At 65.6% G+C, this 13,034-nt stretch carries 13 protein-coding genes; 8 read left to right on the forward strand and 5 right to left on the reverse strand.

Annotation, left to right across the window (positions count from 1 at the left end; genetic code table 11):
• Positions 1 to 13 precede the first annotated feature (13 nt).
• The 7 genes from ACUJ46_RS02540 (at position 14) to mtgA (ending at position 7,760) form a co-directional block, all read left to right on the forward strand.
• Entirely contained in the window at positions 14 to 1,165 is a 1,152-nt protein-coding gene (locus ACUJ46_RS02540; RefSeq protein WP_445388874.1) for an efflux RND transporter periplasmic adaptor subunit, read from the forward strand.
• Positions 1,162 to 4,323, forward strand: coding sequence for an efflux RND transporter permease subunit (locus tag ACUJ46_RS02545; RefSeq protein ID WP_445388875.1), 3,162 nt, complete (start codon positions 1,162 to 1,164; stop codon positions 4,321 to 4,323). The genes ACUJ46_RS02540 and ACUJ46_RS02545 overlap by 4 nt, the downstream gene beginning before the upstream one ends.
• A gap of 111 nt (positions 4,324 to 4,434) precedes the next feature.
• Positions 4,435 to 4,719: an accessory factor UbiK family protein gene (locus ACUJ46_RS02550; protein WP_445388876.1), complete on the forward strand. Its 285-nt coding sequence runs from the start codon at positions 4,435 to 4,437 to the stop codon at positions 4,717 to 4,719.
• A gap of 132 nt (positions 4,720 to 4,851) precedes the next feature.
• Positions 4,852 to 5,376 (forward strand): YbjN domain-containing protein, encoded by a 525-nt coding sequence (locus ACUJ46_RS02555; protein WP_445388877.1) that lies wholly within the window; start codon positions 4,852 to 4,854, stop codon positions 5,374 to 5,376.
• Positions 5,377 to 5,848: 472 nt separating this feature from the next.
• Complete coding sequence (locus tag ACUJ46_RS02560) at positions 5,849 to 6,148, forward strand: hypothetical protein (protein WP_445388878.1); 300 nt, start codon at positions 5,849 to 5,851, stop codon at positions 6,146 to 6,148.
• A 221-nt stretch (positions 6,149 to 6,369) separates the two neighbouring features.
• Complete coding sequence (locus ACUJ46_RS02565; RefSeq protein ID WP_445388879.1) at positions 6,370 to 7,098, forward strand: N-formylglutamate amidohydrolase; 729 nt, start codon at positions 6,370 to 6,372, stop codon at positions 7,096 to 7,098.
• Entirely contained in the window at positions 7,092 to 7,760 is a 669-nt protein-coding gene (gene mtgA / locus ACUJ46_RS02570; RefSeq protein WP_445388880.1) for a monofunctional biosynthetic peptidoglycan transglycosylase, read from the forward strand. The genes ACUJ46_RS02565 and mtgA overlap by 7 nt, the downstream gene beginning before the upstream one ends.
• Positions 7,761 to 7,820: 60 nt before the next feature.
• Here the strand turns inward: mtgA and ACUJ46_RS02575 are convergent, their stop codons facing one another.
• From ACUJ46_RS02575 to ssb, 5 genes are all read right to left on the reverse strand, one after another.
• A complete protein-coding gene (locus tag ACUJ46_RS02575; protein ID WP_445388881.1) occupies positions 7,821 to 8,624 on the reverse strand; it encodes an SDR family NAD(P)-dependent oxidoreductase in 804 nt (267 codons plus the stop codon).
• Positions 8,625 to 8,711: 87 nt separating this feature from the next.
• The gene (locus ACUJ46_RS02580; protein ID WP_445388882.1) at positions 8,712 to 9,170 is read right to left on the reverse strand and encodes a hypothetical protein; all 459 of its coding nucleotides are present in this window, start codon (positions 9,168 to 9,170) and stop codon (positions 8,712 to 8,714) included.
• A gap of 65 nt (positions 9,171 to 9,235) precedes the next feature.
• A complete protein-coding gene (locus tag ACUJ46_RS02585; protein ID WP_445388883.1) occupies positions 9,236 to 10,708 on the reverse strand; it encodes an AMP nucleosidase in 1,473 nt (490 codons plus the stop codon).
• A 100-nt stretch (positions 10,709 to 10,808) separates the two neighbouring features.
• A complete protein-coding gene (gene mce, locus ACUJ46_RS02590; protein WP_445388884.1) occupies positions 10,809 to 11,228 on the reverse strand; it encodes a methylmalonyl-CoA epimerase in 420 nt (139 codons plus the stop codon).
• A gap of 51 nt (positions 11,229 to 11,279) precedes the next feature.
• Positions 11,280 to 11,828, reverse strand: coding sequence for a single-stranded DNA-binding protein (gene ssb, locus ACUJ46_RS02595; protein WP_445388885.1), 549 nt, complete (start codon positions 11,826 to 11,828; stop codon positions 11,280 to 11,282).
• A gap of 70 nt (positions 11,829 to 11,898) precedes the next feature.
• Here ssb and ACUJ46_RS02600 point away from each other — a divergent pair, with 70 nt between their 5' ends.
• Positions 11,899 to 13,032, forward strand: coding sequence for a DUF3667 domain-containing protein (locus ACUJ46_RS02600; RefSeq protein ID WP_445388886.1), 1,134 nt, complete (start codon positions 11,899 to 11,901; stop codon positions 13,030 to 13,032).
• The last annotated feature ends 2 nt before the right edge of the window (positions 13,033 to 13,034 follow it).

A 13,034-nucleotide genomic window follows, 5' to 3' on the forward strand; every position in this document is an offset into this window, starting at 1 on the left:
CAGGAGTCCGAGCTTGAAAATCCGGCCCAACGCCGTTCTCGCATTTCTTGCCGCTGCCGGATTGGCGCTGGCTGCCGGCGGCTGCTCCCTGCTGGGCGATGACAGCGCGCCGGGCGGGCAGGGCAAGGCTGGCGGGCCCGGCGCCGGTGCAGGCGCCGGTGCGGGCAGGGGCGGTGCGCCGTCGGTCATCGTGGCAGCCGTGTCCGAAACCGACATCGTCGATTCGATCGAGGCTGTCGGCACGGCAGGCGCCAATGAGCAGGCCGATCTCAACTCATCGGTGACCGAGCGGATCGAGAAGCTCAATTTCCGCGATGGCCAGTATGTGCAGAAGGGCGCCGTGATCGCGGAGCTGGTCCGCGCACAGCAGAGCGCCAATCTCAACGAAAGCCGCGCCCGCCTGCGCGAGGCGGAGCTGCAGCTCCAGCGCCTGAACCAGCTGCAGGAAAAGGGCTTTGCGACCAGCGCCCGTGTCGACGAGCAACAGGCGGCGGTCGATATCGCCAGGGCGCAGTCCCTTCAGGCCACGGCCCAGATCAGCGACCGGGTGATTCGCGCGCCCTTTTCGGGCTGGCTGTCGTTGCGCCGGATTTCGGTCGGCACGGTCGTCAACGCCGGAACCACCATCGCGAGCATCGTCGATCATTCGCGGATCAAGCTCGATTTCACCGTGCCGGAAACCTTCCTGTCCTCGCTCGAGCCCGGCCTGCAGATCGTCGCAAGCGCTGCAGCCTTTCCCGGCGAATCCTTTCGCGGCACCATTGCCTCCATCGACCCGGTGATCGACCCGGTGACCCGCGCTGTCACCGCGCGGGCCATATTGCCCAACCCGGACCTTCGCCTCAGGCCCGGCATGCTGATGACCGTGAACATCAAGGCGGCCCCGCGCCGCGCGCTGACGGTGCCGGAACTGGCGGTCATCGGCGAAGGCAGCGGCGCCTATGTCTGGAAGGTGGATGGCGGGAACCAGGCCATGCGCGCCGATGTCCGCATCGGGCAGCGTCGCGAGGGGCGGGTCGAGATCCTGTCCGGCCTTGAACCCGGTGACCGCATTGTCGTCGAGGGGACGGTGAAGCTGCGCGGCCCCGGCCCGGTCACACCCGTTGAGCAGCAGGCTGACCAGCAGGTGCGCGGCGCCGCCGCCGAAGGCGAGGCGCGCGCATGATCCTGTCCGACATCTCGGTCCGGCGCCCAGTCTTCGCGGCGGTCCTGTCGCTGCTGCTGGTGCTGGTGGGGGCGGTTTCCTATTTCCGCCTTCCGGTCCGTGACCTGCCGGCCATCGAGCCGCCAATCGTGTCAGTCGACACCAATTACACCGGCGCCAATGCGCAGGTGGTCGAAAACCAGATCACCCAGGTGCTCGAAGACCGGATATCGGGGATCGAGGGGATCGAGACGATCACGTCGCGATCGCGCGATGGCCGTTCGGACATCACCATCGAATTTTCTGCCACGCGCGATATCGATTCCGCCGCCAATGATGTGCGCGACCGCGTTTCGGGCGTGCTCGACAACCTGCCCCAGGAAGCGGACCCGCCGGAGATCAACAAGATCGACGTCGATGCCCAGCCCATCCTGTGGATCAACGTGATCCATCCCCGCTGGACCGCGATGGAGCTGAGCGATTACGCCGACCGCGTCCTTGTCGACCGCTTCGCCTCCGTCAGCGGCGTCTCGCGCGTCCAGATCGGCGGCGAGGCGCGGAAAGCCATGCGGGTCTGGCTGTCGCGGGAGCGGCTGGTTGCCTTCGGCCTTGCCACCAGCGATGTGGAGCAGGCCCTGAGGCGGCAGAATGTCGAGCTTCCGGCTGGCCGGGTGGAAGGGCAGGACGCCAACCTCACCGTCCGCGTGACACGGCAGTTCACCACGCCAGACGACTTCCGGCAGCTCATCGTCGGCCGCGGCTCCGATGGCTATCTGGTGCGGCTGGGGGATGTGGCGCGGATCGCCGTCGAGCCGGAGAACCGCTATAATTTCTTCCGTTCGAACGGCGAGCAGGCCGTCGGCCTAGGCATCGTGCGGCAATCGGGTGCCAATACGCTCCAGGTCGCCAATGACGTGAAGGCGCAGCTGGAAGAAGTCCGCAAGATCCTGCCGGAAGGCATGCAGCTTGCCGTCAGCTTCGACAGCTCCCTGTTTATCGAGCGTTCCATCGACAATGTCTGGATGACGCTTGCCGAAGCCGCCGTGCTGGTGGTCGCGGTCATCTTCATTTTCCTCGGCTCGCTCAGGGCCACCATCATTCCCGCGATCACCGTGCCCATTTGCCTGATCGCGACCTTCGCCGTGCTCTATCTGCTCGGCTATTCGCTCAACATGCTGACCCTTCTGGCCTTCGTGCTGGCCATCGGCCTCGTGGTCGATGACGCCATCGTCGTGCTGGAAAACATCTATTACCGCCTGGAAAGCGGCGAGCCGCCGCTCGTGGCCGCCTATCAGGGCGCGCGACAGGTGGGTTTCGCGGTCGTTGCGACCACCGTTGTCGTCTGCTCGGTGTTCGTGCCGCTCTACTTCATTGCCGGAAACGTCGGCCTGCTGTTCCGGGAACTTGCCGGCGCAATGATCGGCGCCATCGCCTTTTCCGGCTTCGTCGCGCTTTCGCTCACGCCAATGCTGTGCTCGAAGCTCCTGAAGCGCGAAACCGGCCACAACCGCTTCACCGACTGGTTCGACCGGCAGTTCGCGCGCCTGCAGCGCCGCTACGTCAATGTGCTCGACCGAATCCTCGACCGGCCGTTTCTGGTCGGCGGGGTGGCGGCCGGCATTGTCGCCGTCTGTGTTGCCCTTGGCGCCACGCTGGCGAGCGAGCTTGCCCCCGAAGAGGACATCGGCAATTTCTTCGTGAACGTGCAGGCCGCCGAAGGCACCGGCTACGACCGGATGCAGACCTACATGGAGGATCTGCAGGAACGCGCGCTTCCGATGGTGGGCGAAGGCCAGCCAATCCGCCGCATGCTGGTCCGTGCGCCGGGCAATTTCGGCCCGACGGCGGATTTCGCGTCCGGTAGCATGATCGTCTTCCTCGTGCCCTGGGAAGAGCGGACGGCAACGACGCGCGACGTGGTGGCCGACATGCAGAAGATCCTTGGCGAGGATCCCCGCATTCGCGGCAACGCCTCGGTCGGCAGCGCCCTCAGCCGCGGCCGCGGGCGCCCGATACAGCTTGTGATTGCCGGATCGAGCTTCGATGAGCTGGCAAAGGCGCGCGACGCCATTTTCAAGGCCGCCGAGGCCCAGCCCGGAATCATCGACCTCGACAGCGACTACAAGGAAACCCGGCCGCAGCTCATCGTCGATATCGACACAACGCGGGCTGGCGATCTTGGCGTACAGGTCGCCGACATCGGCTCGACGCTCGAAACAATGATGGGCTCGCGCCGGGTCACGACCTTCCTCGACCGGGGCGAGGAATATTATGTCGTGCTCCAGGCCGAAGACGCCGACCGGGCCGCGCCCGACAATCTCGCCAACATCTATGTCCGCAGCCAGACATCGGGCGAACTCGTTCCGCTTTCCAGTCTCGTGCGCCTGCGCGAAGCGGCGCAGGCGGGCGAGCTTGGCCGCTTCAACAAGCAGCGGGCAATCACGATCCAGGGCAATCTGGGGCCGGGAATGCCACTGGGCGAGGCGCTCGACTTCCTCGAAAGTGTCGCAATCGAACAGCCCGCCGTGACGGCCATCGGCTACCGCGGGGAAAGCCTGCAGCTGAAGCAGACGGGCTCTTCGCTCTGGGTGGTGCTGGGGCTGACGATCCTGCTTGTCCTGCTGGTGCTTGCGGCGCAGTTCGAAAGCTTCGTGCACCCGGTCGTCATCATCCTGACCGTGCCGCTTGCCATCGGCGGCGGCCTGATGGGGTTGTGGGCCATGGGCGGCACCATAAACCTCTATTCGCAGGTGGGCATCGTGATGCTGGTGGGCCTGGCGGCCAAGAACGGCATCCTCATCGTCGAGTTCACGAACCAGCTGCGGGACGGCGGCCGCCCCTTCCGGGATGCCGTGATCGAGGCGGCCGAGCGCCGGCTGCGCCCCGTGCTGATGACGTCCATCGCAACCGTGGCCGGTGCTGTTCCGCTGATGATTGCCAGCGGGGCAGGCGCCGCGTCGCGCCAGTCCATCGGCATTGTCATCGTCTGGGGCGTGAGTTTCGCGACCCTGCTGACCCTGTTCGTGATTCCTGTCTTCTATGCAGCGCTGGCGCGCCGCACCCGTTCGCCCGAAGCCATCACGCGGGAACTGGAAAAGGGCCTTGCAGAAAGCGGGGCTGAAAGCGGGGCCGGCGATGGCGCGGGCGACGGGAAGGCCGCACCCCAGCCGGCGGAATGAGCCGAGGACTCGTATTTTCGCGCGGATCGACTATCTGAAGGCCCTGTATGGACGCAGGCGATCCGCCCGCCCCACCTTCCATGACCGCCGTGACTGACAGGAGTGCCCGGAATGCAGAACCAGAACCCGGTCTTCGAGGACCTTGCGCGGCTGATGTCGGGAATTGCCGGAACCGTGGCTGGCGCCGGCCGTGAAGCGGAAGCCCGCATGCGCGAGAAACTGCGCGAGGCCGTGGGCGGCCTGGACATGGTGAGCCGCGAGGAATTCGAGGCCGTCAAGGCGATGGCGGCCGAAACCCGCGCCGAACTTGAAGCGCTGAAGGCCCGCCTTGGCCCGGCCAGCGATGCAACGGAAAGCAAGGCTACTGGCGGCAACACTGGCGGCGGCGAAGCCTGAAGCCCCACATATCCACAGCATTTTTCCGGCAGGCGGCCAGGTGCTGCCTGCTCCTGTTGCCATTGCGTGGCATCACCGGCAACATCTGGTGGGCGCGGCAAGGCCTGACCACAAGCTTTTGAGGATCTTTGCATGACCAGCCTGCAGTTCGACTCCGGTGCCGATGCAAGCGCGCCGATCGACGTGCTGGAGCAGTATTTCGCCAGCCACAACTGGAGCTTCCAGCGGGATGGGGACGAGGAGATCGTCACCACTGTCAAGGGCAGCTGGTCCGATTACGAGCTTCGGGCCCTCTGGCGCGAAGATGACCGTGTGCTCCAGTTCATCGCGATGACAGGCATCAACGCCGGTGCGGCGCCCATCGATGTGGCAACACGGGCGAATCTTTTCGAGACGCTGGCGCTGGTGAACGAACAGCTGTGGATCGGCCATTTCGAAACCTGGTCGTCCGATGGCGCCATCCTGTTCCGGCATGCGGCCCTTCTCGATGGTTCGGAAGAGCCGTCGCTCAGCCTGCCGCAGGCCCATGCGCTGGTTGATGCCGCCATCGACGAGTGCGAGCGCTACTATCCCGTCTTCCAGTTTGTCCTGTGGGGCGGGAAGAGCCCGCGTGACGCGCTGACGGCCGCCATGGTGGAAACAGAAGGCGAAGCCTGACCGCACTCCGGCCTTCCGCCTGAAGCGGAGCCGGAGCCCTCTCCGTTCTCCTGATACGCTCTCATGCGGCCTTTGCCGCATGGGCCATGCCATCTTGTCAGGCATATCGAATCATCCGCGCCCATGCGCCGGCAACCAGCCCATTATTCCTTCGGAAAGCCATGCCTTAAGCGCATGGCGGCCATTTTCTTTCGGCATAGCAATATTGATAGTCTGATTTTTCATGTATGTTTTACAGTTATTTAATGTGGAATTACATTCCGAAATGTTGCGCTGCAAAAAAATTATGCTGCAAAAATTCAGGCGCCACTCAATTTTGCGATTGACGCAATCTGAGCCTCACTTTAAACCAAATCACAGAAATTGAGCGCCACTCGGTTTTGCTTTGACGGACATGCGGTCCGTCGAGCAGGCCGGGGGGCAGGCCAGGGGTCCATGGTGGGTCCGGGCCGCGACCAGGAAGGACACAGTAATGCGCAACAGCATGATCAAGCTTTCGCTCGCCGCAGCCCTGTCGGCCATTGCCTTCACCGCCAGCCCGGCTCTTGCCAGCGACGTCTGCGCCGAAGCGCCCGCGAAGCTGCGCGCCCTTGCCGGCAGCGCCGATGCCGGCGTGCAGCGCAAGGCCCTGCGCAACGTCACCCTTGGCGAGCAGCTTTGCGAAGCCCGTAACAAGTCGGAAGCCAACAAGAAGTTCGGCCTCGCCGCCAAGCTGATGGGCACCGAGCTGGCTTCCGTGCTGGCTGTCGAAGGCACTGCCGCGGCGCAATAAGCCGGAACGAGATCCCTCGACAGGCCGCTCCTCCCCTCCCCCTACCCATCGCGGCCTGTCATCTCCAAGAAGGCGGCGGCTCCCTTTCGGGACCGCCGCCTTTCCTGTTACCGGCAACATCGCACGGCGCCCCGCCGGGTCTTGAGCAGGGCAGGCGCTGCTGCCACTGTCTGCGACATGAAGACAGGCATCGGGGTTGCAGCAATGGGCAGGGCTGGCAGATGAGCGCGGCGCGTTTCCTTGACGGGCAGGACAGGCGGCTGCTTCTGGTTTGCGATCATGCCTCGAACGCCGTGCCCCATGGCGTTTCGCTTTGCGTGCCACCGCAACTGATGGACCTGCACATTGCCCATGACATTGGCGCCGGCCCACTTGCCGAACGGCTTGCTTCCAGCCTCGGGGCGGGTGCTTGGCTTGCCACCGTTTCCCGCCTTGTGGCCGATTTCAACCGCCCTCCGGAAAGCTGCATCCCCGAATCGAGCGACGGTCATGCCATTCCCGGCAATGTCGGCCTTGCAGCCGGGGCGCGCGCGGAAAGGCTTGCCCTGCATCGGGCCTTTCACGAAGGCCTGGCCGCCCTTGTGGCCGGGCGCGCGCCTGTGCTGCTGGTTTCGGTGCACAGTTTCACCCCGGCCCTTGCCACCAGTGACCAGCCACGGCCCTGGCCGGTCGGCCTGTTGTGGAACCGGGATGACAGGGCGGCGGCCCTTGGCCTTGCCGCGCTGCGGGCCGAACCCGGGCTGGAAGGGCCGGTCGGCGCGAACGAGCCCTATTCCGGCAGGATCCTCAACTACACGATGGACCGTCACGCCGAGGCGAATGGCATCCCCTATCTGGGGATCGAGGTGCGGCAGGATCTGCTGGCCGATGATGCCGGCATCGCCCGCTGGACAGGGATTCTGGCGCGCATGATCCGCAGCGTGCTGTCGGGGCTGGAACGCCCATGCTGAGGTTTCTGGCCCGGCTGGTCGTCGGGTTGCTGCTTTTCAGCTTGCTGTGGGCCGGGGCCTACCGGTTCGTCGATCCGCCCCTCACCTATCTGATGGCGCGGGATGCGCTGCGCGGGGAAAGCGTGAAGCGGCAGTGGGTCGACCTTGACGATATTGCCCGCCACCTGCCGCGCGCCGTGATCGCAGCCGAGGATGCGCGATTCTGCAGCCACCATGGTTTCGACATGGAGGCCATCGAGAAGGCGATGGAGCGCAACCGCGAGGGCGGCCGGCTGCGGGGTGGTTCCACCATCAGCCAGCAGACGGCGAAGAACGCCTTCCTCTGGCCGGGCCGCACGATGGTGCGCAAGGGTGCGGAGGCGTGGTTCACCGCGCTTATCGAGCTTCTGTGGGGCAAGAGGCGCATCATGGAAGTCTATCTCAACGTCGCGGAGTTCGGGCGCGGCGTCTATGGCGCCGAGGCGGCGGCCCGGCACTATTTCGACAAGCCGGCCAGCCGTCTTACCCGGCAGGAAGCGGCCCGCCTCGCCGCCATCCTGCCGCAGCCCGTGAAGCGCGATGCCGCCCGGCCCGGCCCCTATACGAGGCGCTATGCCGGGCGGATCGAAAGCCGCAGCCGTGTCGTGGCGAACGAGGGACTGGACGCCTGCCTCTGGCGCTGATTGGCGCCGTCTGGTCCCCGCGCGCCCTCGCCGGTCAGGCAGACCAGCCGCCGTTGCCGTTCAGGCGGACCAGCCGCCGTCGATCACCACCTCGCTGCCGGTCATGTATTTCGAATCATCCGATGCCAGGAAGGCGATTCCGGCGGCGATGTCTTCGGCCGTGCCGGCATGGCCCATCGGAGTGCCCGCGGCTGCCACCATGTCGGCCGAAAGCATGTTGGCGCCGGGCTGGCCGAGGGCTTCGCTCGCGCTTGAAAGGCCGCCTTCGTCGATCTTGGTCCAGATGGGGGTGTCGATGATGCCCGGGTGCACGCTGTTCACGCGGATGCCGTCTCGCGCGGCGGCGCATTCCTTGGCCAGCGCCTTGGTGAACAGCCGCACGCCGCCCTTGGTGGCGCAATAGCCCGCAAGCCCGGCCGAGCCTTCAAGCCCCGCCACAGACGAGATATTGACGATGGAGCCGCCCCGGGCGCCCGCGCGCATGGCCGGAATGGCATGTTTGCAGCCGAGGAACACGCCGGTCAGGTTGATGGCGATCTGCCGGTTCCAGGCTTCAAGCGACATCTCCGTCACCAGCTGGCCGCTGCCGATGCCGGCATTGTTAACCAATATGTCGAGCCGTCCGAAGGCAGCCAGCGTGTCGCCCACGATCTCCTTCCAGCGGCCTTCCTCCACCACATCCTGGTGGCGATAGGCGGCCTTGCCGCCCGCCGCCTCGATCATGCGCCGGGTTTCCGCGCCGCCGGCGTCGTCGATGTCAGTCACCATCACGGCGGCGCCATCAGCCGCGAGCCTGAGCGCCGCTGCCCGGCCGATCCCGCTGGCGCCGCCTGTCACGATGGCGACCTTGCCTTCAAGTTTCATAGGTTTCCTTTCCCTCTTCCTCGGCCGGCATCATGCGCGCCGGCTGCCTTTGCGGCGCGCTGCCGAAACTGATGGGAAGAGGGGGCTTCAGCGCAGGACGCGCTGCGCCTTCATGACCCAGGCATAGGCGGCAAAGACCAGGCAGCCGGCCAGCACCGCCCATTGCATCGCCCCGATCCCGCCCAGCACCGCGCGCCCGTCCGGCAGGACATGGTGATGCAGGAGGCTGACGAGATAGGCCGCAAGGCTGGCGAGGAAGAGTGCAAGCGCCAGCTGCCGGCGCATCAGCAGCATCACGGCGCCCAGAAGCCCGCCCCAGACGCCGATCGCCCACAGCGCCGTGAGCCACCAGGGGGTGGAAAGCATGTAATCGATCTGCGCCTGTGACAGCCCGTAATCACGCAGATAGGCTTCGCCGCGCAGCCGTGACTGGAGATAGTCAGCAACGCCGAAGCCGTTCCACACAAGCGCCACAAGCCCCACCAGCCAGAGGTGCCAGGGCGTTTGCCCGACAATGGCTTTTCCGTCACCGGATGGTCTGCCCATATCCTGTCTCCCCCATGTGCGCCTTCCCCCGGGCGCCACACAGGAAAGCTATACCCTCTGGCAGCCTAGCGGAAGGGTGGCTCGTCGAAGGCGCGCAGCTTGCGGCTGTGCAGCCGCCCGGCATCCTTGCGCATCAGCTCGACGGCAAGGATGCCGATCTGCAGATGTTCGGAAATCGCGCCTTCGTAGAAACGGTTGGCCTGGCCGGGCAGCTTGATTTCCCCGTGCAGCGGCTTGTCGGAAACGCACAGCAGCGTGCCGTAGGGCACGCGGAAGCGATAGCCCTGCGCCGCGATGGTGGCCGATTCCATGTCCACGGCGACAGCGCGGCTCTGGTTGAAGCGGCGAGCCGACAGGCCGAAGCGAAGCTCCCAGTTGCGGTCGTCGGTCGTGACGACGGTACCGGTGCGCAGGCGCGGCTTGAGGGCCTCGGCGTCCAGCCCGGTCACCTTGCTTGCCGCTTGCGACAGGGCCACCTGCACCTCGGCCAGCGCCGGGATCGGGATTTCCGGCGGCAGCACGTCATCGAGCACATGATCGTCGCGCAGATAGGCATGGGCGAGCACATAATCGCCGATGGACTGGCTGGGCCTGAGGCCGCCGCAATGGCCGATCATCAGCCATGCCTGCGGTCGCAGAACGGCGAGATGGTCGGTGATGGTCTTGGCGTTGGATGGCCCGACGCCGATGTTGACGAGGGTGATGCCCTGCCCATCGTCAGCCATCAGGTGCCATGCCGGCATCTGGTGCCTGCGCCAGCTGCCGTCGCCCTGGGCTGCCTCTGCCGTGGCGGTCGCGGCGTCGAGCAGCATGCCGCCCGGGCAGCTCAGCCCGGTGTAGCGGCTTCCGGGCTTGCGCAGTTCAGCGCAGGCCCAGCGCATGAATTCATCCACATAGCGGTGGTAGTTGGTGAAGAGGATGTGGGTCTGCACATGATGGGCAGGCGTGCCGGTGTAATGCTTCAGCCGGGCGAGCGAGAAATCGGTGCGCGGGCCATCGAAGAGCGCCAGCGGCCGGGCTTCCTCAGGCGCCTGCCGCCACAGGCCGTCGGCCAGTTCGTCGCCGATGTGGCGCAGTTCGGTCGTGGGGAAATGGCGGTGCAGGGTGCGCGCGACGGTTGCATCGAGCACGATGTCGCCGGCGCCGTCGAGCACATAGGGAAAGGGGATTTCCACCTGCGACAGGCCGACTCTGAAGCGGGCGCCATAATCTTCCATCAGCAGCGCGATCTGTTCGGTCAGGTAGCGCCGGAACTGGTCGGGTTGGGTGAGGGTGACGGAATAATGGCCCGGCGCGTTGAGCCGGGCGAAGGCGCGCGACGTGCGCGGCAGGCTGGCCGGGGCGTCCCATTCGAGGTGAAGCTCCGGATAGGCGAAGAGGCCCCTGGCGCGCGCATCCGGATCCGGGGTGGCGCCGGTATCGATCCAGGCCTTCAGCGCCGCGCGCAGGTTTCCGACCGAACGCGCATGAAGGGTGGCCAGTTCGTCCACAAGTTCATGGGCGGTGCCAAGGGCGTCATCATGATCCGGGGTTGTCATGGCTTTGCTAATGCCAGCGGCATGTTGCGATTTCCAGAACCCCCTTGCGGCTGGCGCGATTCCGGGCCGCAAGACCCGGAATCGCGTTTCATCTCATGCCTCAGTGGTTGGGCTCGGCCATCAGCTCGACAAGGACGCCGCCCATGTCCTTGGGGTGCACGAAGATCACGGGAACGCCATGGGCGCCGATGCGCGGTTCGCCGTTGCGCAGAACGGTCGCGCCCTTGGAGACCATGTAATCGCGCGCGGCGATGATGTCGGGCACCTCGAAGCAGACATGGTGCTGGCCGCCCTTGGGGTTCTTGGCGAGGAAGCCATGGACGGGGCTGTCCTCGCCCAGCGGCTCGATCAGTTCGATCTGGCTGTTGGGCAGATCGACGAAGCACACCCGGACACCCTGTTCGGGCAGGTCGAACGGATCCTGGATACGGGTCGCGCCGAGCATGTCGCGATAGAGCTTCACGCTCGCCTCGATGGACGGTGTGGCGACACCGACGTGGTTCAATTTGCCGATCTGCATGGAAACCTCAAATGCTATTTGCGTTGGTAATGTCTGTTGCGGGCGCCGCTATCAGAAGGGCACGTCATCGTCCATGTCGTCATCGAAGCTGGACGCGGGCTTGGAGCCGAAGCCGCCGGACGAACCGCCGCCCTGGCCGCGTGCGGGCGCCGGGCTGCCATAATCGTCATAGCCACCCTGGCCGCCACCCTGGCCGCCGCCCTGACTGCCACCATAGCCACCCTGGCCACCACCCTGACCGCCGCCTTCACGCCGGTCGAGCAGGGTGAGTTCGCCCCTGAAGCGGCCGACATAGACTTCCGTCGTGTAGCGGTCGTTGCCGTCGCGATCCTGCCACTTGCGGGTGCGCAGCTGCCCCTCGACATAGATTTTCGAGCCCTTGCGCAGATATTGTTCCGCCACGCGCACGAGATTTTCATTGTCGATGACCACATTGTGCCATTCCGTCCGTTCGCGCCGTTCGTTGGTCGCACGGTCGGTCCAGCTTTCCGATGTGGCGATCCGCATGTTCGCGATGCGCCCGCCCGAAGGGAAGCTCTTCACCTCGGGGTCGGCACCCAGATTGCCGACCAGGATTACCTTGTTCACGCTTCCCGCCATGGGTTAATCTCCAACTGTCCGGGCGCCGGGATAGGCCAGTGGGCGCTGCCAGCGCAAGCGGGAGAGGGCGATGGACGGCGGTTTGGAGGATGCCGGGGCATTGGTGACAGCAGCGGCCGCCGCGCATGTCGTGGATTCGCCTGCGCGCGGAACGGCGGCCGCGGGTCTGTCGGAAAGCCATTGCCGCAACTGCGGCGCCGCGCTCGCCGGCCCATGGTGCCATGTCTGCGGGCAGCGCGGCCATGTCCACCGGTCGCTGCACGAGGCCGTCGAGGAATTCCTGCACGGCGTTCTTCACTTCGATTCGAAGCTGTGGCGAACGCTGCCGCTTCTGGCCTTCCGGCCCGGCCGGCTGACCCGCGAGTATGTCGGCGGCAAGCGCGCCCGCTACATCAGCCCTGTTGCCCTGTTTCTGCTGACGATGTTCACCATGTTCCTGCTGCTGGGCCTTGGCAGCGGCCTGACGGGCACGACCTCGCCGGGCGTGGTGACCATGGGCGGGGATGCGGAAATCCGGACGGACGCGATTCGGGATGCGAAGGCCGCGCTTGCCGGGCTGGAGGCGGACCTCGCCCGGGCGCGGGCGAGTGGCAGCCCGGAAGCAGCCGGGCTGGAAATGGGCCGCGCGGCAACCGCCGCCCTCGTGGACCGCCTCGAAAAAGCGGAAAAGGGCGCGCGGGGGGAGGGTGCGTCTGCGGCTGCCGGGGGGATCGATGCGGGCATCGGGCAACTGGACATCGATCTCGGAAATCCGGCCATCGAGCAGAAGGTGCGGGACTCCCTCCGCAATCCGGACTTCGTTTTCTACAAGATGAAGCAGAAGGGCTACAAGCTTTCATTCCTGCTTGTGCCGATGTCCCTGCCATGGATGCTGTTGCTGTTCATCGGCAGGAAGGATGTCAGGGCCTATGACCATGTCATATTCCTCCTCTATTCCCTCAGCTTCATGAGCGTCCTCTTCATGGCTGGCGCCATCCTGTCCTGGTCTGGCGTGGATGTGCTTGGCACGTCAGGGTCAGGCGGGGCGTCCTTTTCCCTGCTGTTCCTGATGATCCCTCTGCTGCACATGTTTGTGCACCTGAAGGGCGCCTATGCCCTCGGCCCGGTCGCCGCGGCATGGCGCAGCGTTGCGCTCTGGATATTCGCCGGGATCACCCTGCTCGTCTATTTCCTCGGCATCCTGGCGCTTGGCCTGCTGGACTGAGC

The organism is Sandaracinobacteroides sp. A072 (assembly GCF_052616365.1).